Origin of the sequence: Serratia sp. N21D137 (genome assembly GCF_047530005.1) — a bacterium.
Lineage (GTDB): Bacteria > Pseudomonadota > Gammaproteobacteria > Enterobacterales > Enterobacteriaceae > Chania > Chania fonticola_B.
The window spans coordinates 188,502-212,489 of the sequence record NZ_JBLJAJ010000005.1 but is presented as its reverse complement, the minus strand read 5'-3'; the positions used below and the strand labels follow the sequence as shown (position 1 = coordinate 212,489).

Annotated in this window: 17 protein-coding genes and 1 pseudogene; 8 read left to right on the top strand and 10 right to left on the bottom strand. The window is 52.7% G+C overall.

The features are described from left to right. Positions 1-47: 47 nt before the first annotated feature. The 4 genes from ACMV5H_RS06605 to ACMV5H_RS06590 form a co-directional block, all read right to left on the bottom strand. Positions 48-1,256, bottom strand: a complete 1,209-nt coding sequence (locus ACMV5H_RS06605; protein WP_115158581.1) for an MFS transporter — start codon at positions 1,254-1,256, stop codon at positions 48-50. A 194-nt stretch (positions 1,257-1,450) separates the two neighbouring features. Continuing rightward, positions 1,451-1,807, bottom strand: coding sequence for a YdiL family protein (locus tag ACMV5H_RS06600; protein WP_021805556.1), 357 nt, complete (start codon positions 1,805-1,807; stop codon positions 1,451-1,453). Positions 1,808-2,052: 245 nt separating this feature from the next. Next, a complete protein-coding gene (locus tag ACMV5H_RS06595; protein WP_414821617.1) occupies positions 2,053-3,588 on the bottom strand; it encodes a DHA2 family efflux MFS transporter permease subunit in 1,536 nt (511 codons plus the stop codon). A gap of 3 nt (positions 3,589-3,591) precedes the next feature. After that, positions 3,592-4,761, bottom strand: coding sequence for an EmrA/EmrK family multidrug efflux transporter periplasmic adaptor subunit (locus tag ACMV5H_RS06590; RefSeq protein ID WP_414821616.1), 1,170 nt, complete (start codon positions 4,759-4,761; stop codon positions 3,592-3,594). Between the two features lie 414 nt (positions 4,762-5,175). On the opposite strand from ACMV5H_RS06590, the gene evgA reads away from it, so the two are divergent. The 5 genes from evgA to ACMV5H_RS06565 all read left to right on the top strand — a co-directional run bounded on the left by evgA (position 5,176) and on the right by ACMV5H_RS06565 (position 14,017). Beyond that, positions 5,176-5,790 carry an acid-sensing system DNA-binding response regulator EvgA gene (gene evgA / locus ACMV5H_RS06585; RefSeq protein ID WP_141234379.1) on the top strand — a complete coding sequence of 205 codons (615 nt, stop codon included), beginning with the start codon at positions 5,176-5,178 and terminating at the stop codon, positions 5,788-5,790. Between the two features lie 4 nt (positions 5,791-5,794). Continuing rightward, positions 5,795-9,391, top strand: coding sequence for a response regulator (locus tag ACMV5H_RS06580; RefSeq protein ID WP_414821615.1), 3,597 nt, complete (start codon positions 5,795-5,797; stop codon positions 9,389-9,391). A 230-nt stretch (positions 9,392-9,621) separates the two neighbouring features. Beyond that, a complete protein-coding gene (locus ACMV5H_RS06575; protein ID WP_059199967.1) occupies positions 9,622-11,022 on the top strand; it encodes a glutamate decarboxylase in 1,401 nt (466 codons plus the stop codon). 102 nt (positions 11,023-11,124) lie between these two features. Next, positions 11,125-12,663 carry a glutamate:gamma-aminobutyrate antiporter gene (gadC, locus tag ACMV5H_RS06570; protein WP_414821614.1) on the top strand — a complete coding sequence of 513 codons (1,539 nt, stop codon included), beginning with the start codon at positions 11,125-11,127 and terminating at the stop codon, positions 12,661-12,663. A gap of 232 nt (positions 12,664-12,895) precedes the next feature. After that, positions 12,896-14,017: a cupin domain-containing protein gene (locus ACMV5H_RS06565; RefSeq protein ID WP_071681240.1), complete on the top strand. Its 1,122-nt coding sequence runs from the start codon at positions 12,896-12,898 to the stop codon at positions 14,015-14,017. A gap of 53 nt (positions 14,018-14,070) precedes the next feature. On the opposite strand, the gene alr is transcribed toward ACMV5H_RS06565, so the two are convergent. Next, positions 14,071-15,303, bottom strand: a complete 1,233-nt coding sequence (gene alr / locus ACMV5H_RS06560) for an alanine racemase (RefSeq protein ID WP_414821613.1) — start codon at positions 15,301-15,303, stop codon at positions 14,071-14,073. A gap of 587 nt (positions 15,304-15,890) precedes the next feature. Continuing rightward, positions 15,891-16,262, bottom strand: coding sequence for a VOC family protein (locus tag ACMV5H_RS06555; protein WP_179252254.1), 372 nt, complete (start codon positions 16,260-16,262; stop codon positions 15,891-15,893). Positions 16,263-16,708: 446 nt separating this feature from the next. Here ACMV5H_RS06555 and ACMV5H_RS06550 point away from each other — a divergent pair, with 446 nt between their 5' ends. Further along, positions 16,709-16,906, top strand: a complete 198-nt coding sequence (locus ACMV5H_RS06550) for a DUF4762 family protein (RefSeq protein ID WP_021805545.1) — start codon at positions 16,709-16,711, stop codon at positions 16,904-16,906. A gap of 108 nt (positions 16,907-17,014) precedes the next feature. Beyond that, positions 17,015-17,626: pseudogene (gene tynA, locus ACMV5H_RS06545) on the top strand (primary-amine oxidase); the annotation flags it as partial. 275 nt (positions 17,627-17,901) lie between these two features. Here the strand turns inward: tynA and ACMV5H_RS06540 are convergent. The 4 genes from ACMV5H_RS06540 to ACMV5H_RS06525 all read right to left on the bottom strand — a co-directional run bounded on the left by ACMV5H_RS06540 (position 17,902) and on the right by ACMV5H_RS06525 (position 23,011). Next, the gene (locus tag ACMV5H_RS06540) at positions 17,902-19,395 is read right to left on the bottom strand and encodes an aldehyde dehydrogenase family protein (RefSeq protein ID WP_179252252.1); all 1,494 of its coding nucleotides are present in this window, start codon (positions 19,393-19,395) and stop codon (positions 17,902-17,904) included. Positions 19,396-19,506: 111 nt separating this feature from the next. After that, complete coding sequence (gene tehB, locus ACMV5H_RS06535) at positions 19,507-20,109, bottom strand: tellurite resistance methyltransferase TehB (RefSeq protein ID WP_373368177.1); 603 nt, start codon at positions 20,107-20,109, stop codon at positions 19,507-19,509. A gap of 126 nt (positions 20,110-20,235) precedes the next feature. Further along, positions 20,236-21,915, bottom strand: a complete 1,680-nt coding sequence (locus tag ACMV5H_RS06530) for an alpha-keto acid decarboxylase family protein (RefSeq protein WP_414821612.1) — start codon at positions 21,913-21,915, stop codon at positions 20,236-20,238. 388 nt (positions 21,916-22,303) lie between these two features. Then, positions 22,304-23,011, bottom strand: coding sequence for a DUF554 domain-containing protein (locus tag ACMV5H_RS06525; RefSeq protein ID WP_021805540.1), 708 nt, complete (start codon positions 23,009-23,011; stop codon positions 22,304-22,306). Positions 23,012-23,269: 258 nt separating this feature from the next. Here ACMV5H_RS06525 and pagP point away from each other — a divergent pair, with 258 nt between their 5' ends. Further along, on the top strand, positions 23,270-23,860 hold the full coding sequence (pagP, locus tag ACMV5H_RS06520; protein WP_059199975.1) for a lipid IV(A) palmitoyltransferase PagP: 591 nt from the start codon (positions 23,270-23,272) through the stop codon (positions 23,858-23,860). Positions 23,861-23,988: the final 128 nt, after the last annotated feature.

Here is a 23,988-nt window from a genome sequence, read left to right as displayed (position 1 = left end):
GCTGCGCCCGTTTATCTGCGTGTTCAGGAGGAGGTAAAAGTGTGGGATCAGTTGATAACTTGGGCCATCTTGAAGGGACGATTGGCCTCTTTATGGCTACGGTAACCAATAAACAGCGCCAGCAGAAAGCCGCAGGCTGCGATAGCGGTATCGAACCACATAATGTTGGCGATACTGGTTTCGGAAATCTTGGCGGTAATCAGTGGAATGGTGAACGTTGCCAGGCTGCCGGCGCTGTAATAGATGCCGGTGGCTTTGCCTTTCGCGTGGGGAAGGCGGGTCGCCATCAGCGTCAGCCCTAACTGCATGACCCCGCCTGCGGCAGAGAAGCCGATAACAAAGGCGAAAACCATCACGACGTACATGTTGGGATACAGGCAAACGGTGAGTAAGGTAATGAAGGAGATAAAGGTATACAGCATCAGAAAGGTAGTTGATTTAAACCTTTTCTTTACCAGCCCGGCGGTGATGAACACGCACATCAGTGAGCCGATGGTGTAGATGCTCAGCAGCTTGATCGACATCGTATAGCTCATACCCGCCACAAACTGGCCATACTGTGCCAGCCACTGGCTGATCAGGTAAAAGGTGGCCATGGCGATATAGCCATATAGGGTATAGCTGATGAGATCAACGATGGAACAGCGAGGGTTGTCATCTGTATCCACATCGGGCTCGGTAGCCACTCGTCGCCCTGGGTGTGCGGGAAATGGGCAGCGCAGCAGGAACAGGCCATTGAGCAGCATAATGCCAGCAGCGAACAGGAACGACCAGCCAAACCAGACCTCAGCCCAGACCAGCAAGCTGATTACCATCGGCAACATAAACTGGCCACCGGAGACAAAGGCTTTGATCAAGATATTGGCGGTGCCTGGCGACTTGGGGAACGCTTCCATTAGCGTGGGATAGGTGCCCGAGTCGAGAAAACTGTTGGCGACGCCGGCTAAAAAACCAAATACATAAGCGATAATAATGGTGGGGCTAAGCAGAATGCCGAAAAAGAAGCCCAGATAGCACACTATTCCCAGAAAAATAAAGGGTCTGCGGCCAAATCGATCGGATAACATGCCGGTGATTAATAACACACTGAGCCTGCCAATGCCCAAAGAAGAGATGACGATCGAGATGCCTGCGGCATCGGTGTGCCATTGTTCTGCCAGATAAGGCATATTCAAGCTGATTAATATCACCCCCATACCGTGCACCAGATAATTCAGATACAGCCCCAAGGCCGTTGGTACATACTTGTTTTTCATAGGTTGTTGCTCAGAAACGCGTTCAATAATAAATAATTCGTGCCGGGAAAAACGGTTGGGCACGAGATTGTTACAGGCGTTAACCTGCGGTCAGGAGTGATAGTCAGTCAAAACTATGGGCAGGCGGTGTTGATAAGCCGTCCTTATTAAATCCCATCCAGATTAATGAGCGCGATGTGTCCTATTAGTCAGGGTTAACATAGCCGCTCGAGATCATAAGCATAAAGTTGTGCGGCGACCGACTGATAAATTTTCCATTCCAGATAATCACCTTGGGCGTAGACAGCCAGAAAGGACGCATAATCAGGGAAGAAGCGCATGGTGTTATTACCAATGCGATTGTTGATCTTGTCGATGATGGCGTTGATGTGGTTTTTTCTTTTTTTAATCATTTTTGTGAATGTATCAATAATAGCGGCCGGTATTTCACTTTCACCACGCTCCCATTGCTGCCATGTAGCTAAATTGTTGTCAGGTGAAATATAGGTCGCACACTCTTCGACCGTCATGAAAAAAAGCTGACGCAGTGCCTGCAGTTCTAAATGATTCATGATGACGCAGATCCACGTTAGAGAAAACCATGCAGAATAAATAGCATTATTGGGCGTTTTTCGTCTTGAACAGGCTCACACTATTGGGTGCAATATTATTTGTTGCCGGGGTGTGAATATATTACCGCATTATGAGATTTTACTGCGGGGAATTGTAAAGCCGCCCGAGCGGACGGCTGTATTGGTTTTGAGCCCAAGTTCATTTGCTAAAGCGGGACCGGGAGGGTAACTCTTTCAAGAGCTAGTCACACGGCCTTGGCCGTATTAAACGGCGGCTTGGCGAACCACACCAGCAAGGTCAGCATCAGGAATACCCCGGCAGAGAGATAGAAAATATCGTTGGCCGACATCAGCAGGCTCTGCTGGGTAATTTGATCGTTGATATAGGTCGCGGCTTGCTGCTGATTGAACCCCAGATGTTGCAGTTGGTGATCCAGGCTGATCGCAGCCGGGTTGAATTGCGTCACTGACTGCGTCAGTTGCGCATGGTGAAATGACTCCCGGTGGCTCCACAGGGTCATGGTAAGTGACGTGCCGATCGAGCCAGATAACGTTCGGAAAAAGTTGCTCAGGCTGGTGGCCGCTGCGAATTTTTCTGGTGCGAGCCCTGACAATGAAATGGTGGTCAGCGGCAGGAAGAAGCAAGCCACGGCAAAGCCTTGCATCAGCTGCGGCAGCACCACGGCAGTAAAATCAATCGCCGGATTAAACGTCATCGCACGCCAGTAATAGCAACCGGCATACACGATAAAGCTAAAGGTCACCAATACCCGCATATCTATACGATCGCCGTAGCGGCCAATCAATGGCGCGATCAGCAGCGGCATCAGCCCGATGGGGGCATAGGCCAGCCCTGCCCATACCGAGGTGTAATCAAACACCGTCTGTAGCAGTTGCGGCATCAGCACAATCGCCCCGGCATAAATCAGATACGCACAACTGATACACAGGATGCCGATGCTGAAGTTACGTGAGCGGAACAGGCTCAGATCGATGATCGGGTTATCGTTGGTGGCTTCCCAGATAATCAGCAAAATCAGCGCGACCACGGCGATCACGGCCAACACAATCACGGTGGTAGAGTTAAACCAGTCGAGGTCTTTGCCTTTATCCAACATGATTTGCAGGCTACCCACACCGAGCACCAGCAGGCTCAGGGCGAACAGGTTGATTTTTACCGGCTCGGTGGGCGTTTCTCTTCCTCTCAGCTTCCATGCGGTAATGGCAACGACGATGATGCCGAACGGAACGTTGATTAAAAATATCCAGCCCCAGTCGTAGTTATCGCAAATATAGCCGCCAATAATCGGGCCAAAGATCGGGGCGATAATCACCGTCATCGACCACAGCGCCAACGCGATATTACGCTTCTCTGGCGGGTAGTTACGCAGCAGCAGGCTTTGCGATAGTGGGATCAACGGGCCTGCGACCAATCCCTGAATGACGCGGAAAAAGATCAGCATATCGAGATTGGTGGAGAACCCGCAGCACAGCGACGCCAGTGCAAACAACGTCACCGAAGCTAAAAACAGCTTACGCTCGCCGAACCGCTGCGCCAGACGCCCGGTTATCGGGATGGAGATCGCGTTGGCGACACCAAACGAGGTGATCACCCAGGTTCCTTCGTCCGTAGAGGCCCCCAGAAACCCGGAAATGGTGGGAATGGCGACATTGGAGATGGTGGAGTCCAACATCTGCATAAAGGTCGCCATCGAAAGCGACAGCGTCACCAGGATCAACGACCAGCCTTTTAACGGCAGCAGTGTGTTGTTATTGCTCATAAATCACATCGCATTGGCTTTGATGATGTCTTGGATTTCCGCGTCGATACTGGAGGTATCGAGCACCAGCGCCTGGCTTTGGTAAGCCGGTTTCAGGCGTTGGGTGGTAGATAGCGCAGCGCCGTTGGTGTTGTTTTCGCGCAAGGTCACCGTGGTGGATAAGCCAATTCGCAATGGGTATGCCTTGAGCTGTTCCGCATCCAGGGTAATACGCACCGGCAGGCGTTGAACCACTTTGATCCAGTTACCGGTGGCATTCTGCGCGGGCAGCACCGAGAACGCACCGCCGGTTCCCATATTGATCCCTTCAACCACGCCGTCGAATACCACATTGCTGCCATACAGATCGCTCACCACGCTCACCTTTTGCCCAATGCGCACGCCGCTGAGCTGGGTTTCCTTGAAGTTGGCGTCAATCCACAGCTGATCGGCCGGGACGATGGATAATAAGGCCTGGCCAGCGCTGAGTGTTTCACCCACCTGCACATTGCGTTGAGCGACATAGCCGGTCACCGGGCTGCGAATTTTGGTGCGCTGTAGCGCGAGCCAGGCTTCGCGCATTTGTTCTGCCGCCAACAGGATGGCCGGCTGCTGTTCAAGCGTGGAGTTCTGGATCAGGATACGATTGCCGCGATATTGTTCGATAGCGACGTCCAGCGCCGCTTTGCTGCTGTTAACGGCATCACGCGCATGTTGCAGGTCTTCTTTTGAAAAGGCCCCCGCTCCCATCAGCTTGGTGCGGCGTAGATAATCGGCCTGCGCTTGCTGGTAAGCGATTTTAGCCTGGGCGATATTGGCGTTATATTGGGCGTCGTTGATATAGATCTGTTTGGTTTTTCTCACCGTTTCCGCCAGCTTATTTTTGACTTTTTTAAAGTTGAGGTTGGCATCGGTATCATCTAAATTGACCAAGACATCCCCTTGCTGGACTAAATCGGTATTGGTGTAATTGACGCTGACCACGCTGCCGTTAACCTGTGATGAAATAGTGACCTGATTGCCCATCACATAGGCATCATCGGTGCTTTGCACATTGCGCGAATTGAAATACCACCAGGTTGCACTGGCCATGGCCGCAATAATAATCACCATTAGAAAAATGAGCAGCCACTGCTTTCTTTTTTCTAATGGTGTTTTCACCTGGTTACTGTCTGGCTGCGGTAATTGTGGCATGGCAAAACCCTTGCTTGTCTGTTTTATGAGCAATAGCAAACCATTACGCTGCTGTGGGCAATAAGCACAGCGCGTAATTTAATCATTGAATGGCTTGGTTAATCACCTTCAGCTTAAAGCGGCATAGGCCTATGGGAGGAAACGCTGAAAGTTCGTAGTGATTATAAAAGCGGGCGTTGCCGTAACCCAGCAGAGACATCGGAAATCGTTGCAGGCAGCGTCCTACACGTGAAGTCCACCCCGTGACTACAGGAGCTGGGGCAACAGCGAATTAGAACTATAAACAGGGTTATGCTATAAGCTCGTAGATAGCTTGAAATCCTTAAGATATTTCGTAAGCGAAGAAACATCGCTGACCAACGCTGCCCGTGTTTTTTATATCACCAGGAAACGACAATGAGTGAAACCAAGTCTTTGCGCGCCGTAATTGTTGACGACCACCCTCTGGCTCGTATGGCGATCAAGAACCTGCTGGAAAGTGAAAGTATTAGCGTCATTGGCGAGGCAGCGGACGGGGCAGAGGCGCTGCTGCAGGTGGCGCAGCAGCAGCCAGACGTGGTGATTGTCGACGTCGATATTCCCATCATGAGCGGCATTGAGGTGGTTGAAAAACTCAGAAAGCAGCAGTTCAGCCAAATCATTATCGTGGTCTCCGCCAAAAACGATCTGTTCTACGGCAAGCGTAGCGCGGATGCCGGGGCCAATGCTTTTATCAGTAAAAAAGAGGGCATGACCAATATCATCGCCGCGGTGCATGCTGCCCAGAATGGCTACAGCTATTTTCCTTTTTCACTGAACGGCTTTGTCGGCAGTCTTTCTTCGGAACAGGAAATGCTGCTGTCGCTCTCCAGCCAGGAGATCAAGGTGATGCGTTCCCTCCTCGGCGGTGCAGATAATATGCAGATTGCGGCGGCGATGTTTATCAGTAATAAAACGGTTAGCACCTATAAAAGCCGTTTAATGGAGAAGCTCGGCTGTAGCTCGTTGGCCGATCTGTTTGCTTTCGCCAACCGTAATAAAATTGGGTGAGTGCATGCTAAAACGGGTTCTGGGGTTTTGGCTGGTTTTACTGTGTCTGATGCTGCCTGCACAGGCTGTGAGCAACGGGCCGATCACGTTAGCGCTGGCGAGTAACCACCTGGTCACGCCTCCTGCCATCTACCTGGGCCACGACGACTTTATCTGGCTGGCGCAAAAGCACAGTATTACCGTTGCGGTGTATGGTGTTGAATCCCAACCGTTGACGATGAATAGCGTCACCGGGCGCTATTGGGGAATGAATGCGGATTACCTTGCGCTGTTTGGAAAGGCTCTGAATATCAATGTAAACGTCAAACTCTACGCCGATGAGCAACAGGCATTGGCGGCACTGCTTGCGGGCCGCGTCGATCTTGTTCTCACTACGCCCGGTAGGATTAGCCCGCAAAAGGCTCCCTTTATTGCCAGCTTGCCGCTGGTGCAAGGCTATCCAACCCTGGTGACGCGGCTTGCCGAGGTGATGAAGCCGTTTCACGATAATAGCGATAAGCTCAAGATAGCGATCACCCGGGATTATCCCCCAGAATCATTTATTAAACAGGCATTTCCTAACGCCAGCGTCATTTCTTTTGCCGATGAATATCAGGCGTTGGCCTCGGTTGCCAGTCATCAGAGTGACTACTTTCTCGGCAATAACCTCACCACCAGTTTTATTATCGCGCGCGATTTCTACCAGACGCTGGGAATGGTGAAGTTCTGGCGAGCACCGCAAAGCGGCGACGTGCTTATTGCGCTCGATAGCCAGCGGCAATTGGTCAACATTGTCGACAGATTTATCAGTTCACTGACCGAACCTCAGCTTAGCCAGATTGCTCAGTCCTGGATTGATATGGGTAACCTCACCTTTTTAACCAGGGACCTGGCTTTTACCCCACAGGAAACGCGCTGGCTGGAAAAAAACCGCAAATTGCGCATAGTGATTAATCCCTATTACGCCCCGTTTAGCATGGTGGATGAAAACCAGGAAATACGCGGGATAGTTGGCGATATTCTTAACCTGATCCAGCTGCAAACCGGTTTGACCTTTGAACCGGTGATTGCCAATTCCAATGAAGAGATGGCCAGCATAATACGTAGTGGCAATTGGGATATCCTGTCCTCGGCCACGTACAGCCCAGAGCGGGAAGAACAGGCGGCCTTTACTCATCCGTTTTTGGCTACTCCTTTTGTGATCGTCACCCGCGCGGCGGTCAAGCAGACCGAAACGATGAAGCCTGGCATGAAAGTCGCTATTCCGGCCTACCATACGTTATCGGAAAAACTAAAAGCCAAATATCCGGGTGTGCAATGGGTTGAGGTAGAGAACACCGGCGCGGCGCTGAGCATGCTGGATCGGAGAGAAATTGACGCAGTGGTGTCCACACAGCTCGCCTCGCGCTACATCATCGATCACTACTATCCCCATCGGCTGAGCTATTTCCGTATCCCCGACGAGCGCACCGCCCAGATCGCCTTTGTCATCCCACGTGGCTCGCAAGAATTACAAAGCATTCTAAATAAGGCCATCGACGATATTCCCCCCAAAGAGCTGATGAATTTGGCCGGGAAGTGGGTAAAAACCCCCGAAGTGAAAATTGACACCTGGAATCTCTATAACCGGCCTTTTTACCTGGTGATCGTTCTGGCTACGCTGCTGGTTGTCAGCAGCTTGCTGTGGGGAGCCTATCTGCTGCGGGCCATCCGTAAAAGCAAAGAGGCACAGGCTGCGCTTGAGTATCAGCTCGGTTTTCGCCAGACCTTATTCAATTCGATCCCCGTGCCGGTGTACGTTATTTCGGTGGAAGGTGAGCTCGAAAGCTACAACAGCGCCTTCGGGGCCTTCTTCACCCCCGAGTTACATGCCGCGATGCATCATTCATTGTTCGATCGCCGTCATCCTCTGGCAGATATTTTCGCAGCGCTTCAACCCAATATCCAGCAAGGGCTGCAAATCAACCAGGTTATCCCTCATCAACTGGTGTTGAATAATGGCACGGAAGAGCGCCTGATCCTGCACTGGTTAACGCTGTGCCAACTACCCGCCAACACGCCGCCCACGCTGATTTGTGGCTGGCAGGACATTACTGAATCCAGGCAGTTGATGGAGGCGTTGCAGGTGGAGAAAGACAAGGCCATTGATGCCAATCGAGCCAAAAGCACTTTCCTTGCCAGCATGAGCCATGAGATCCGTACGCCGGTGAGTGCGATCATGGGGTTCCTGGAGTTACTGACCACCCATAGCCAAAGTCCGGCAGCAGAGAAGGAATCTATTCAACTGGCTTATTCCACCGCTCAGTCACTACTCGGCCTGATTGGCGATGTGCTGGATATGGAAAAAATTGAGTCTGGTAACTTTGAGCTGGCGCCAGAATGGGTAGATCTGGCCTCGTTGTTAACTACGACGGTCAGTAGTTTTGAAGGGGTGGCCACGCTGAAAAACCTGCGGCTGTCGGTCGATTACCGCCTGGAAAAAACGCAGGCGCTGTGGCTCGATCCGCAGGCGGTAAAACAGGTGCTGGCCAATCTCCTCAGTAACGCCATCAAATTTACCGTTGAGGGTGGGATCGAAGTGATAGCGCAAACGCATGCGCAGGGCACCGACCGCACTTGCCTGACGCTGAGCGTGAAAGATAGCGGGGCGGGCATTAGCCCGCAGGAACAGCAACATCTGTTCAAGCCCTTTAGTCAGACCAAGTGGGGTAAACAACAGACCGGATCGGGATTGGGTTTGACGATCTGCCGTGAGTTGGTTGAACGCATGGCTGGTACCATAGACATGGCCAGCCAGCCGGGCAGGGGCACCACCATGACGGTGACGCTCACCACCGCGGTTACGGACCTGGAAAAGGTTGCCGCCATTTCATTTACACCAAAATCGCCCGTCAGTGGCCCTAAAGCGCTGAGGATTGTGATTGCGGACGATCACCCCACCAACCGGCTTCTGTTGCGTCGTCAGTTGGCTACGCTTGGCTATCGGGTCGATGAGGCCATTGATGGTGTGGCAGCTTTGGCCTTGATCGAGGCCAATCCGTACGATCTGCTCATCACCGATCTCAACATGCCTAATATGGATGGCATAACGTTGACCCGCCGGGTACGTGAATTCAATCGGGACATTATTATCTGGGGGTTAACTGCCAACGCACAGGCCGAAGAGAAAGAGCGCTGCCTGGCGATGGGCATGAACCTGTGCCTGTTTAAACCGGTAGATTTACCGAAGTTGGAAGCTGCGCTACAAGGTGTGACAGGCCCTTCGCAGGCCGATCCACTCAGCGAGTTTATCGATATGGCAACGCTGCAGGCACTCAGCCTGGGTGACAGCGCCCTGATGCGCCAGATGCTTGAACAATCCCGCCTGGAAAATGACCAAGATTTGGCGGCAGCGAGAAAGGCACTCCACTCTCAGGACTGGCCGACTCTGCAATCCCATTTACACCGCATTAATGGTACGGCTCAGCTGCTGGGGGCCACGTCGTTACATCTGCTTAGCGAAGAACTGGAAAATGCGCTGGCGACACAACAGCATGAGGCGGTGATCGAAGAAGGCATGCGCGAGCTGGAAAAGTTGCTGCAGGGGCTGAATGCAGCTATTGAGGCATTTTCCCACCCATAGATATATTCACAAGGGGCGCTACATGCTGCGCCCCTTGATACAAGCCTACGGGTGTAGTCCCGCGCCTACAGTATTTACCAATCGCTCTGATATCTTCGTTATGAGTCCTGTTTTAATATCCTTATCAAGTTTTGTGGCGAACGTAGCGTTCAAATAATAACGCTATTTATGCTACCTGATATCGCGAATTTAATTCTTGATTAATAGGTCTATCTTAAAAGGTTATTATTATGAACAAGGCAAATAACACCCCGGCTTATAATGAAAATGATGATGTTTACGCGTCACAAGATTTGGCGGGTGAATTACCTAAGTCAACCTTCCCAATTACCGAGCGCAATCCACGTAACGTCTTTAATGCCATCCGCGATGAACTGATGCTGGACGGTAATTCCCGCCAAAACCTGGCGACGTTCTGCCAGACCTGGGTGGATGACGAAATTCGTGAACTGATGGATCTGTCTATCGACAAGAACATGATCGATAAAGATGAATATCCGCAAACGGCCGAAATTGAAGCCCGCTGCGTCAGAATGCTGGCCGACCTGTGGAATTCGCCAACGCCGGAAACCACCCTTGGCTGTTCAACCATCGGTTCCTCAGAAGCCGCCATGTTGGGAGGGCTGGCGCTGAAATGGCAGTGGCGCAAAAAGCGTGCCGAGCAGGGGCTGCCTAGCGATAAACCCAACCTTATTTGTGGCCCGGTACAGATCTGCTGGCACAAGTTTGCTCGTTACTTTGACGTAGAGCTGCGTGAAATCCCGCTGGAAGGCGATCGTCTGATCATGAATGCGGAAGAAGTGCTCAAGCGCGTTGACGAAAACACCATTGGTGTCGTGCCAACCCTGGGCGTGACCTTCACCTGCCAGTACGAGCCGGTGAAAGAGGTCAGTGATGCGCTGGATCGCCTGCAACAGGAAACTGGCCTGGATATTCCGATGCACATCGATGGTGCCAGCGGCGCTTTCCTGGCTCCATTCTGCTCGCCAGAACTGGAGTGGGACTTCCGCCTGCCACGGGTGAAATCCATTAATTCATCCGGTCATAAATTTGGTTTGGCGCCGTTGGGTGCTGGCTGGGTGGTATGGCGTGAAGCGGCGGATTTGCCCGAAGAGCTGATTTTCAACGTCAACTATCTCGGTGGCAACATGCCAACCTTCGCACTGAACTTCTCACGCCCCGGTGGCCAGATCGTTGCGCAGTATTACAACTTCCTGCGCCTTGGCCGCGAAGGGTACGCCAAAATTCACAACGCTTGCTACGCCACGGCTCAGCATTTAGCGGCCGAGATTGGCAAGTTAGGACCGTTTGAAATCCTGTTTGATGGTGACAGCGATAAAGGCATCCCGGCGCTGGCGTGGAAATTGAAAGACGGCGCGGCGATCGGTGGTTATACCCTTTACGATCTGGCGGAAAAACTGCGCGCTCGCGGTTGGCAGGTTCCGGCCTATTCGATGCCGACACACCGTGAAGATCTGGTTATTCAACGCATCCTGGTGCGTCACGGCGTGAGCTACGACCTCGGTTGCCTGCTGATCGACGATATCAAAAGGGCACTGATTGAATTCGAGAATCACCCTGTCACCAACCCAGTGTCTGCGCAACAAGGTAGCGGATTCCATCACGGCTAAGGCCAGAGCTTTATTATATCGGGGCGGCGTCGATGCCAGCCCCGCTTTTTCCCCCACCAATATTCGTTGGGAAGAGTAACCTCTTCCTGCAGGAGAATCGTTATGGCGAGCACAGAAAAAAGCGCCGCTTCAAAGCAATTAACGTTGTTAGGGTTTTTTGCTATTACCGCATCTATGGTAATGGCGGTTTATGAATATCCGACCTTTGCAACCTCGGGTTTTTCTCTCATCTTCTTCCTGCTGTTAGGTGGGTTCCTATGGTTCATTCCCGTTGGCCTATGCGCCGCCGAGATGGCGACGGTAAAAGGATGGCAGGAAGGTGGGGTATTCACCTGGGTGTCTAAAACGCTGGGTGAGAAATGGGGCTTTGCCGCCATCTCTTTTGGCTATCTGCAAATTGCCATAGGTTTTATCCCTATGCTCTATTTTGTGCTGGGGGCGCTGTCTTATATCCTCAAGTGGCCTGAACTGAACGAAGACCCAGTCGTTAAAACCGTCGCGGCATTGGTCATCTTGTGGGGGCTGGCGTTCACCCAGTTCGGTGGCACCAAAAACACTGCGCGTATTGCCAAGATTGGCTTCTTTGCCGGCATCCTATTACCGGCGGCTGTCCTGGTGATCCTGGCCGTCAGCTATCTGCATTCTGGTGCGCCACTGGCCATCGAAATGAACGCCTCTACCTTCTTCCCAGACTTTACCCAAATGGGCTCGCTGGTGGTGTTCGTAGCGTTTATCCTGAGCTATATGGGCGTTGAAGCCTCGGCGACTCACGTCAACGAGATGAAAAACCCAGGCCGGGATTACCCGCTTGCCATGCTGTTACTGATGGCGGCGGCCATTTGTTTAAGCTCTGTCGGCGGTCTGTCTATCGCAGCGGTGATCCCTCATGGTGAAATCAACCTTTCTGCGGGGGTAATGCAAACCTTCAGCGTGTTGATCTCGCACTTTGGTCCGCAGTTTGAATGGGCTGTTCGCGTCATTGCTGCACTGCTGTTGTTAGGGGTATTGGCAGAAATCGCCGCCTGGATTGTTGGGCCGTCTCGCGGCATGTTGGTTACCGCACAACAAGGGATCTTGCCTGCTCGCTTTGCCAAAATGAACAAGAATGGTGTGCCGGTTGCACTGGTGATTTCTCAACTGGTGATTACGTCGATTGCGCTGATTGTCCTGACCAACACCGGGGGCGGCAATAACATGTCCTTCCTGATTGCGCTGGCGTTGACCGTGGTGATCTACCTGTGCAGCTATTTCCTGCTGTTCCTGGGCTACATCAAACTGGTACGCAAACAGCCGGAAAACGAACGTGTCTTCAATATTCCGGGGGGTAATGTGGTCAAGCTTACCGTGGCTACGATTGGTTTACTCACCTCTGCGGTTGCCTTTGTGGTCTCATTCTTCCCGCCCTCAGGTTTGGCCGGGCTTGAAGCCGACCATATGTACGTGACTATGCTGGTGGTGTGTTTCCTGGTGGTTGTGGCTATCCCGTTCATTATCTATGCGCTGCATGATAAACGCTTGAAGGCGACCAACCTCAAGCTGGTGCCTGTAAGCACGGATTCTGCGCCAGAAGGGCACTTCTTTATCCACCCGCGTGCACGCTCAGCGCACCATATTTTTGTCGATGACAAGCAAGTGCATTAATCGTTTCTTCACTGTGCACTGAACTTGCAATAACGGGCGCTGCATGCAGCGCCCGTTAATATATTCAATATGTTAGACATGGGCGAACCTGTTCGTCCCTGCCCATTCACCAATATCCCCCAATACCTTCTTTTTGCCCAGTTTAACGCCCAGTCATTGACCAATGACAAGGCGGCATGAGTGGCAGCCTCTTTATAATCAGGCCCGTTTGTCTTCTCACTGGTGTGGACCCATGGCTTATCAACTGAATCTTAACTGGCCCGAATTTTTAGAGAAATACTGGCAAAAACAACCTGTGGTATTAAAAAATGCCTTCCCGAACTTTGTCGATCCGATTACTCCGGACGAGTTGGCCGGTCTGGCGATGGAGGTTGAGGTAGACAGCCGTCTGGTCAGCCAAACCCATGGTCAATGGCAGGCGAGCCACGGGCCGTTCGAGCATTTTGATAATCTGGGGGAAACCGGCTGGTCACTGTTGGCCCAGGCGGTTAACCACTGGCATGCTCCGTCAGCGGAGTTGGTTACCCCGTTCCGTGTATTACCGGACTGGCGGTTGGACGATCTGATGATCTCCTTCTCGGTCCCTGGCGGCGGCGTAGGGCCACATATCGATCAGTACGACGTATTTATCATCCAGGGCATGGGGAGCCGCCGCTGGCGCGTGGGTGACAAACTGCCGCTGAAGCAGTTTTGTCCGCATCCGGCACTGCTGCACGTGGAACCTTTCGAGCCGATTATCGATGAAGATCTGGCACCGGGCGATATCTTGTATATTCCACCGGGCTTCCCGCACGACGGCTTTACCCACCAAACCGCGCTTAACTACTCCGTTGGCTTCCGTGGCCCTAACGGCAGGGATTTAATCAGCAGCTTTGCGGACTATGCGCTGGAAAACGATCTCGGGGGCGAGCATTACAGCGATCCTGATTTAACCTGCCGGGAACATCCGGGCCGGGTTGAAGAGTATGAGCTCGATCGCCTGCGCAGCATGATGACAGAGATGATTAATCAGCCGGAAGATTTCAAACAGTGGTTTGGCCGCTTCGTGACCACGCCGCGCCACGAGTTGGACATTGCCCCAGCGCAACCGCCTTACGAGCAAGATGAGGTTATCGAAGCGTTGATGGACGGTGCCGTCCTGACTCGCCTGAGTGGCTTAAGGGTGCTGGAGGTTGGCGGCAGCTTCTTTATCAACAGCGAGCGTCTGGATACCGTCGAGCCTAAAGCCGCCGATGCCCTATGCCGTTACACTATCGTCGGTAAGCAAGAGTTAGGTGAGGCGCTGCAAAACCCGGCGTTCGTTGCCGAGTTAACGGGTCTGGTTAATCAGGGGTATTGGTTCTTCGACGAGTAAACGGTATAGATTTCCCCCAGGTCTCGGCGCAAGCCTTTGCCTGGGGGAGTTAATTAATCCACCAGAACACGCTTATTGGTCGCGCCCCAAAGGATCGACATCTCGGTAAACAGCGCACCGCTGATGTCTTCAACTTCAGTGGCGGTGATCTCTGCATTACCCTGCTTGCCGAAGAACACCACCTCATCACCAGGAGTGACGCCTTTCACGTCGGTCACATCCACCATTACGGTATTCATCGAGGTTTTACCCACCACCGGCACCTGCTGCCCCTGGATCAATACATGACCGGCATTGCTGAACACACGGCGATAGCCGTCTGCATAACCCACTGGGATGTTCGCCAATACCGAGTCGCGCTTCAGTGTGTAGGTACGATCGTAACCGACGGTATTGCCTTTAGGGTAATGGTTGAGTGCCGCGATGGATGACTTGAAGGTCATCACACGTTTATAGTCGTTACTGGCAATGGTATCGCCATAAAACACCCCGCCAACGCGCACCATATCAAGCCAGGACTCCGGCACGGTGAGGGTCGCAAAGGTATTGGCAACGTGTAAGGTCACGTCGCTGCGTTTGATCCCGGTAATGTCTAGCACCTGCTGGGATTGCACCTTAAAGCGGGCAAGATCCTTGCGCACCGCCGCTGCATCTTCCTCAGGATAGTGGGACATGATGCCGACCATTTTCAGATGGGGTAATGCAGAGATAGCCTTGGCTTCAGTCAATCCGGCAGCTTCGCTGACTTCCAGGCCGTTACGTGACATACCGCCAGAGTTCAGTGCCAAATGGAAGCGCAGGGTTTTGCCCTGTTGGGCGGCAATGGCATCCAGGCGTTTCGCCATCTCCAGATTACCGATCAGCTCTTCGGTGTCATAGTCGGTAGCCTGGCGCATCTCTGCTTCGGTGGCATTGCGCACGCGCATCAGGCGGCCTTTAAAGCCGAGTTCGCGCACGGTTTGCAGCTCTTGGTTACTGGCCACGCCAATGCACTGCACGTGATTCTTGATCATCACGGGTGCCACCAACGAAAGGTCGTGCCCGTAGGCATCGCCTTTCAGAATGGCGCAAAGGGTAGTTTTATCGCCCAACAGTTGCTGAATTTTGTGAGTGTTATATTCCAGCGCGCTTTGTGAGATTTCCAACCGGGCATTGCTTACCACCGCCGCCGGTGAACTTTTAACCGTAGCGGTAAGAGAATGAGTGGGATTGGTGGCAGCAGGTTGATGGCAAGCCACCAACGTTAATAGCGGTATTAAGACTAAATGGCGTAAATGCAGCGGCATATTCCTTTCCTGGTGAAATAAAAAAGAGTTTTTATCGGCCTCAGTCAGTTTTTTTATCTGATTTGACGGCGGGTGTGGCTGAGCGATCAGCGGCATTCAATAAATGACAAAACTGACTTTTTGTCAAATTTATTAATAAGCTACAGGGGGGGGGACGATGCGGGTAATAAATGTAGCTATTTGGTTGTCCCCTCACCCCAACCCTCTCCCACAGGGAGAGGGAGCTGATAGCCCCAACTCTTTTGGAAGTAAATAGATAATCTCAGAATATTCTAATGCTCTCTCATCCATGGTGTGTCTGCTAATTTTAAGAACCACACCAGGGAGTAAGAAGAAGAAAGATAGGGTATTACGCAGAGCAATCAATGAACTCGATCTGATCCCCTCTCCCACAGGGCGAGGGAGCTGATAGCCCCAGCTCTTTTAGAAGTAAATAGATAATCTCAGAAAACTCGATCGTCCCTCATCCATAGTATGTCGCCGAATTTCCATAACCCTATCAGGAGAAAGATAGGGTATTACGCAGAGCAATCAACGAACTCGATCTGATCCCCTCTCCCTTTGGGAGAGGGTTAGGGTGAGGGGTATTATTTCATGGAATGCAGGCCAATCACGTTGCCTTCACTGTCTTTGGCGATGGAAATAAAACCATGTTCGCCGATGGCAAATTTTTCTTTCAGGATTTCACCGCCGTTTGGCACAATGCGGCTTTCTTCTACGGCGCAATCCTCACATGACAGATAAACCATGGTGCCGCCCGTTCCAACTGGCACGCCAGCCATTTTAACCAGTGCGCCGCCAGACCCTTCCCCCCCTTCCTGGTAAGGGAACATCAGGTATTCCATGCCCTCGGTTTCCAGTTTTTCTAACTGCGTGTCGAATACTGCCTCATAGAATTTCTTTGCTCGTGACATATCAGTAACATAAATTTCAAACCAGCTAACGATATTTTTATTCATGGTATTCTCCAGTGGTATTGATTGTTGTTCCTGATTGGTTATGTTACATACGCTGTTTATTTATACAGTGATAAGGATCACGTAATCAACTCGTGTTTGTTCTGCTGTTGGGGACTTACCAGAATGAACTCTATTCAATAAAGCCCAATATGATGATAACTGGTCAGCTGGGTTTATTCCTGTTGCCGACATTGTAATATCTTACATCAGATAATTTTTTATTAATCATATAATGAATGTATGTTTAGGGGGTTAATGATGGATTATTCTTGTTTTTAATCAAGACCAATCCATAACGTGGGATAGGTAAGGCTTTAATGTTGACTGTGGATTTATTCTATTATTATAATTTAATCGCTTTAAGACGATAATATCTCGTTAAATTAAAGTTATTTTCTAGCAAAATATTGAAAGTTCATTTTGGTAATTACTATAAGGATATATTTATGAAGAAATTAAACGCATCTGAAGTTTCAAATGTTATTGGTGGTTATGTACTTGGCTGTGTTATTACCTATGAGCGTCAAACCACAGGTACCGGTACCTCTGCGGTAACCGTTTGCCGTCGCGTTGCCACCTGCCAAGGCAAGTTCGGTGAATTTTTGACTCGTGAACCAGCCGATCTGGCTCGTTGCGGCGCTTAATCGCAAGTAATAGTCAAGGTACGGCACTATGGATGGTGTCGTACCTTTCCTTTTCCCCCATATTCTCTTCTTGTTTCTGCGATTATTTATATCCCCGCGACGAAAGCTATCCTTTACAACTTCCGGCTGGATATGGATGTGGATGGCGAAAATAACAGCCTGGTGGAGTTGAACCCAGATGTGAAGCCTAACGATCGGAGCGGCCCGCGCACCAGCACCATGCAGGTCGATCAGGTGAAAGTGACTACCGAACAGCAGGCGGCACAGAAATTCGATCCTTCTACCCTCCGTTTGCTGAGCAACCCGAGCCGGTTGATCAAGATGGGTAACCCGGTTTCCTATCAGTTGATCCCGTATGCGGGCGGTACGCATCCGATCGCCAAGGGAGCCAATTTTGGCAATGACGAATGGATTTACCACCGCCTGAGCTTTATGGATCGGCAGCTATGGGTGACCCGCTATAACCCGAATGAACGCTATCCGGAAGGCAAATACCCCAACCGCTCGATCCACGATACCGGGCTGGGCAAGTACACGGCGGACAACCAGCCGATAGACAATACCGACGACGTGGTCTGGCTCACCACCGGCACCACCCATGTGGCGCGAGCGGAAGAGTGGCCGATTATGCCAACTGAGTGGGTGCACGCCTTGCTGAAACCATGGAACTTCTTCGATGAAACGCCAACGCTGAATCTGAACGGGCAAAAGCAGCAGTAAGCCAGATTGAAGGTGTAGAGGAACAGCGAGCTCCTGCAATCTATTGATTATCCAGACGGGCGCAGCATGCAGCACCCCTATGGTTTGGTTCTGTTGGCGTTTGTCAGCAGTATGCCAAAGAACGACTCCTGCACCTGAGCCTAACTCCGTACCAGCTCCCTCTCCCTGTGGGAGAGGGTTGGGGTGAGGGGAAGCAGCGATATCGGGTGACGGCAAATAACACAGGGGGACGAACTCTGCGATTCGCCCCCCTGACTCTTTCAATGCAGTGCTAACTAATAGCGAATACACACCGATTTGGACTCGGTATAAGCATCCAACCAGTCCGGGCCAAAATCACGGCCGCTGCCAGACTGCTTGAAGCCGCCAAACGGCATGTTGGCATCAATTAACGTATGAGTGTTGACCCACACCGTGCCCGCCTGAATGCGTGGCGTATAAGCCATCGCCGCTTGCAGGCTGGTGGTCCACAGGCTGGCCGTCAGGCCATAGTCGGTATCGTTGGCCTTCTGCAGCGCCTCTTCGGCATCCGCTACGCGGATCAGGTTGACGACCGGGCCAAACACTTCTTCCCGCGCCAGGTTCAGGCTGTCATCGGGATTGATCACCAGCGTCGGGGGAATATAGAAGCCTTGCAAGTCAGGCCCGGCGGCTCCGGTGATCAACTCGGCGTGTTTGTTGCGGGCGTCATCCAAATAGGCGGCCACCTTGTTGCGGTGTTCTTTGGACACCAGCGGGTTGATCTGGGCGTTGCCATCCATCCCCGGCCCGACAGAAAGCGACTTCACTGCCTGCTCAAAACCGGCGACCAGCCGATCGTAAATCGGGGCTTCAATATAGATACGTGAGCTGGCGGCGCAGACCTGCCCCTGGTTGAGGAAACTGCCGGCCATCAACCCTTCGATCACCTGCTGCATATCGGCATCTTTCAGCACGATGGCCGGGTTTTTACCGCCTAACTCCAGCGTGACGCGGGTCAACCGATCCGCCGCCGCGCGTGCGATCCCTTTCCCCACCGGCGTGGAGCCGGTAAAGCTCACTTTGGCGATCAGCGGATGTTCCGTCAGCGCTTTACCGCAGATAGCTCCTTTGCCGGTCACCACGTTAAACACGCCCGGTGGTACTCCTGCCTCGCTGGCTAGCTCAGCTATACGCAGCAGGGTGAGAGGCGTCGTTTCAGACGGTTTGATGACGATGGAACAGCCCGCAGCCAGCGCTGGCATCACCTTCCACATGCCAATCAGCAGCGGGAAGTTCCAGGGGACAATCCCGGCCACTACGCCGATCGGCTCCTTGCGGGTATAGACCTGATATTTGGCTCCCGGCGGCATCGGAATGGAGACATCCAGGGTTTGCCCGACGATCTTGGTGGTCAGCCCGGCGGTATAGCGCATCCAGTTCAGCGCGCAGCCCACTTCAAAGGCGCGGGAGATGTTGATGGATTTCCCCTGTTCCAGGGTTTCCAACTGGGCCAACTCCTCGGCGTGTTGTTCAACCAGATCGGCGAAGCGCAGTAAAATGCGCTCACGTTCGGTGGGCAGGCGTTGTGCCCAAACGCCAGTGGTAAAGGCCTGATGGGCCGAGGTGACCGCCAGCTCCACGTCGGCGGCGTTGGCATCGGCGGTGCAGGAGATTTGTTTGCCGTCGGCTGGGTTATAGACCGCCAGCCGCGATTCGGCCTGTGAGGTTTGCCATTGGCCGTTGATATACAGGCCGTGCTGACGATCGAGGAAACGGACTACGCTGTCCAGTATGGTCACATTAGGCATACGCCCTCCTAAGGGAATAAACGGTTCGTTACCCTTAACAGTCTATAGCGTTATGCCCAACGCGGTTTTCATCTGCCTGACAATGGGTTTGTACTGCGTGACACTTGCGGGCTATTTACGCGCCAGCAAGGTAGCGAAACGCAGTTTGATGCGGTTGCCCTCGGCATCGACGCGGTGCAGCTCGCCGGGGTTCTCGTTATATTTGATGATGTCCCAATCCTGGTAATAGTCATCTAACTCATTCGGTTTGAAGGTGAATGAGAAGGGCACCGTGCAAGGGTAATCTGGCGTATCCATGGCCGCGACGATCAGGTTGTAGCCTCCTTTGACCGTGCTGTCTTGCATATTGCGCACGATGTGTGGGATCTGCTGGCGGTCCAGGAACATAAACACCACGGTAGACAGGATAAAGTCGTACTGGCCACTAAAGCGGTGAGTATTGAGATCCTGCTCACTGGCGCTGATATGTGCAAGCTGCTCGGTGGCTATGATCTGGTTTATCGCGGCGATTGATGCAGCATTTTTGTCCCAGGCGGTAACGTCAAAACCTTTCAGGTTGAGATACAGCGCATTGCGACCGCTGCCACAGCCCAGATCCAGCGTCTTGCCGGGCGCGATCAGTTTGGCTGCCTCAAGGACTTCGGAATGGGTGGCCGTCAGGGAGTATTTTTGGGTGTAGTAGTTTTCTGGCAGGGGGGGCTGCTGATCCATCATGGTGTTCCTCTATATTTGATGTATATAAAATACATCTTTAATGGCCTTTTGCCTAGCCGTTGAGAGGATCACAGTATACCCGTTCAGTTTGGCCTGGCGGTATCCCTGCGCCAGGCCCTGGTTTTATCAGCCAATGCGCCTTGGGTTGTGCAGCCCAAAGTTAAAGCTGTTGCAGCGGCGGCAGAACTCTTTCATCGCCGGTGGGGAGTCCATCCTCGGCAATTTCACCTCGATAAACGCCAGCTGGTCCTGACGCGAAGCCTGCTCCAGCGCCATCTCCAGCTGTTGGCTGGTTGCTACCGCGACGCAAAACGCCTGGGTCTGCGGGCTTAGCACCGCCGGGAGTCTTGCGTAATCCCACGAGCCGATATCGTTATAAGATGACGTTTCGCCAAGGATATAGCGCTCAATGGTGTAACCGTCGTTATTGATCAGAAAGACGATCGGCTTTTGCTGATGGCGTAACAGCGTTGAGAGTTCCTGGGCGGTGAGCTGGAAGGAGCCATCACCAATAAACAGCAACTGCCGCCGTTGGGGCGCGGCCATCATCGTGCCGAGTAATGCGGGTAAGGTATAGCCGATCGATCCCCATATTGGTTGGTTGACCACCGTAACGCCATTTGGCATCCGCATGCCGCCGATCGCTGCCCCAGAGGTGCCATTTTCAACGACCAGCACGTCATCCGCCTGAATAAAGCGCTGTATCCGCTGCCAGAAATAGTCCTGATCGAGCGGTTCGCTGCTTGGCTGCGCCAGTTTTTGTTGCGGCCGGGATAGTGGCTTCAGCGGCGGCAGGCTGGTGGCAGGAACTTTCTCCAATAGCGCTTGCAGCAGCTCGCTTGCCGTTACCGCCGGATAGGACAGATTATCCAGCTTCAGCGAAAAAGGCTGAATATCCACCACTGACTGCTCTGGGATCTGCTGGCTGAAATAACCGGTGGTGGAATCCACCAGGCGTACGCCAAAGCTGAGGATGCAATCTGACTCGGCCATCAGCTCAAACAACTCGGGGCGAGACAGATCGCCGTTGTAGCCGCCTTGCCAGCCCGGCGTGTTCTCTGAGATCGCACATTTTGCCGTGGGCATATTGGTTAGCGGGATGGCGAATTTATCCGCCAACGCTAACACCTGCGTTTGAAGGTGATATCGTTCGACCATCTGATCGATCAGGATGATTGGCCGTTTAGCACGGCTAATCCGTGCGAGCAGGGCTGCGCTGGCAAGCTGAAGATGGCTGGCATCGCTGCTTGGCAAACGATATGGGGCGGGGTTATCGGCAACCTCAATTTCCACTTCACAAATGTCTGAAGGTAGCTGCAGGTAAACCGGCTTCTTACGTTGCCAAGCGCAGGCAATGACCCGCGGGATCTCCGTTGCGGCATTTTCCGGGGTGATGAGCGCCTGCGCCACGGTAAACTGCCGGAAACAGTTCATCACGTTATCAAAATTGCCGTCTGCCAGAGAGTGGTGCAGCAGCGCATTGCCCTGCATGGCGTGCAGCGGTGGTGTACCTGCAATGCAAATCACCGGAGCTGATTCCGCATAGGCTCCGGCAATGCCGGAAAGGGCCGCCAGATCGCCCACGCCATAGGTGGTGATCAACGCCCCGGCGCCTTTGATACGGGCATAGCCATCGGCGGCGTAAGCGGCGTTAAGCTCGTTACAGTTGCCAATGAATTCGCACTCTTGGTCATGCTCGATGGTTTCCAGCAGCGCCAGGTTGTAATCGCCGGGCACGCCGTAGATGCGATCCACTTTCAGGGCACGCAGCTGTTGCAGGATGAATGAACCTATGGTGATCCTCATTGATTGCTCCACATTCACGTCAATTTATTGTTATTTAACCGTGCGCAGCAGGGAACGGCTGGCGATGTCGCGCGGTTAATCGTTGAAAATGCGAGTCGCTTGTAGGGCGTCAGCATTAACAGTTGGTGAAAGTGGTGGCTTGTTCAAGTTGAGCGGGTTTGGGGAAGGATTGCTTATTGTATCAAGGAGTTTACGACCCCAAAGGGGTAGCAAGAACGGTTTTCGCAGGGGGCGGTACTTTTCTTGCATTGATGGCCGCTGAAAATCGCGGCAAGGGCAGAAGGGGAACGCCAGATAGGTACTTTCCGCCATCTTCACTTCTCTCCTGGCTGGGCGTCAATTTTTCGCTACGCCAGGAGGAAGATAATTTAGAGTGGGAGAGTGGCGCTCAGAAGAACATAATCCAGGCTGCCGAAATCGGCATCGCCAACACCAATGCTGGCAGCATATTGGCTACCGGGAACAGCTTGATGCCGCAGATGCGCAAGCCGGTGGCCAACATCATTAATCCGCCAACGGCAGAGAAATCGGCCTGCATTGCCGGTGTGGTCAGCGGCAAAATGAACACGGCACCAAACGCCAGCGCTAACTGGATGACCAACTGCGGGACGGCGATCAGCGCTACGGCCAGGCCAAGCGTGGAAGCAAAAATCAGCGCGGTGAACAGATCAAGGAAAGATTTGGCAATCAGCACGCTGGCATCCCCGGTCATCCCTTCGTGCATCGAGCCAAAGATGCCGGTGCCGCTGGCACAAAACAGCACGATAATGGCGACATATGCCTCCAGAAACTCTTTCTGGTCCTCTCTGACAGCGCCTTTGGGAGACATCAGATTACGGGCCCAGCCTGCGATGCGGCTGATGCCTCGTTCGATGTAGCAAAGCTCGCCAAGCAGCGCTCCCAGCACCAGCGCCAATACCATCACCGGCATATGAGCTACCTTGCCAATCAGCACTATGCCCATCCCCATGGAGGTAATACCAAAGGTCATTGGCAATGCCAGGCGCACCCGCTCCGGTAGTCTATGGCCCAACATTGCCCCTGCAATGCCACCGGCCAATATTGCTGCACCATTAATAAATGGACCAATAACCATACTTATCCCCCCGGCAAATAAAAGCTAAGGTTCCTCCATAAGTCGTTGAGGTGCAAGCAGGATAACCGGAGTTTTCTGACAGACAACGCGTATCCAGGCGCATAACTTGAGCACGTATGCCGCTAGCACGCCATCGCGCACCAAACTTAACCTTCTCTCAACGAGGGGCGATAAAAGCATCGGACCAGTAAGATACGGCTTGCTCAGGATAGGACGATCGGTAAGAATCCCCGGTTTTATTTTTACAGGAGTTGTGAAATGGTGGTTAAAAGGATCTTGTTAGCCGGGGGGTTGGCGTTGATATTTCCTGCACTGCCTTCCTACGCCGAGGTTAGTGCGGAAAATAGCAATGCCGCGCACGCAGAAGATCCAGGCTGGTGGGGGCGCTTTACCGGCAACGTGGCGGAAACCTGGAACAATTCGCCCAATAAGGAGCTCTATCTCCCGGCGATCACTTGGCACAACCGCTGGACCTACGACAAGGAAAAGACCGACGAGTATAACGAGCGCCCTTGGGGGGCTGGCTATGGCATCTCACGGTTTGATGCCGATGGTGATTGGCACGCGATCTACCTGATGGCGTTCAAGGACTCCTTCAACAAGTGGGAGCCGATCGGCGGTTATGCCTATGAGAAGATCTGGCGACCGATTGAAGGGGAGGACTTCCGTCTGGGGCTGGGATTTACCGCCAGCGTGACCGCTCGTGACAACTGGAAATATATCCCGATCCCCGCGCCGCTGCCGTTGGCCTCGATCGGCTATAAGCAACTGACCTTCCAGGCCACCTATATTCCGGGTACTTACAACAACGGTAACGTGTTCTTCGCTTGGTTACGCTGGCAGTTGTGATGACTTGCCGATGTTCTGAAAAATGCGCGGCAGTCCGAATAAACGGAACTTGTCGGTTGGCACGGCGTCCGAGCTAAGCGTGGTGTTAATTACGCCATCATTTTGCAGTTAAACAGGAGTCTTGCCGT

Excerpts from the sequence above, each read along its gene's own strand:
- ACMV5H_RS06605 (WP_115158581.1), bottom strand. The coding sequence starts at position 1,256 with ATGAAAAACAAGTATGTACCAACGGCCTTGGGGCTGTATCTGAATTAT.
- ACMV5H_RS06600 (WP_021805556.1), bottom strand. The coding sequence starts at position 1,807 with ATGAATCATTTAGAACTGCAGGCACTGCGTCAGCTTTTTTTCATGACG.
- ACMV5H_RS06595 (WP_414821617.1), bottom strand. The coding sequence starts at position 3,588 with ATGAGCAATAACAACACACTGCTGCCGTTAAAAGGCTGGTCGTTGATC.
- ACMV5H_RS06590 (WP_414821616.1), bottom strand. The coding sequence starts at position 4,761 with ATGCCACAATTACCGCAGCCAGACAGTAACCAGGTGAAAACACCATTA.
- ACMV5H_RS06580 (WP_414821615.1), top strand. The coding sequence starts at position 5,795 with ATGCTAAAACGGGTTCTGGGGTTTTGGCTGGTTTTACTGTGTCTGATG.
- ACMV5H_RS06575 (WP_059199967.1), top strand. The coding sequence starts at position 9,622 with ATGAACAAGGCAAATAACACCCCGGCTTATAATGAAAATGATGATGTT.
- gadC (WP_414821614.1), top strand. The coding sequence starts at position 11,125 with ATGGCGAGCACAGAAAAAAGCGCCGCTTCAAAGCAATTAACGTTGTTA.
- ACMV5H_RS06565 (WP_071681240.1), top strand. The coding sequence starts at position 12,896 with ATGGCTTATCAACTGAATCTTAACTGGCCCGAATTTTTAGAGAAATAC.
- alr (WP_414821613.1), bottom strand. The coding sequence starts at position 15,303 with ATGCCGCTGCATTTACGCCATTTAGTCTTAATACCGCTATTAACGTTG.
- ACMV5H_RS06555 (WP_179252254.1), bottom strand. The coding sequence starts at position 16,262 with ATGAATAAAAATATCGTTAGCTGGTTTGAAATTTATGTTACTGATATG.
- ACMV5H_RS06550 (WP_021805545.1), top strand. The coding sequence starts at position 16,709 with ATGAAGAAATTAAACGCATCTGAAGTTTCAAATGTTATTGGTGGTTAT.
- ACMV5H_RS06540 (WP_179252252.1), bottom strand. The coding sequence starts at position 19,395 with ATGCCTAATGTGACCATACTGGACAGCGTAGTCCGTTTCCTCGATCGT.
- tehB (WP_373368177.1), bottom strand. The coding sequence starts at position 20,109 with ATGATGGATCAGCAGCCCCCCCTGCCAGAAAACTACTACACCCAAAAA.
- ACMV5H_RS06530 (WP_414821612.1), bottom strand. The coding sequence starts at position 21,915 with ATGAGGATCACCATAGGTTCATTCATCCTGCAACAGCTGCGTGCCCTG.
- ACMV5H_RS06525 (WP_021805540.1), bottom strand. The coding sequence starts at position 23,011 with ATGGTTATTGGTCCATTTATTAATGGTGCAGCAATATTGGCCGGTGGC.
- pagP (WP_059199975.1), top strand. The coding sequence starts at position 23,270 with ATGGTGGTTAAAAGGATCTTGTTAGCCGGGGGGTTGGCGTTGATATTT.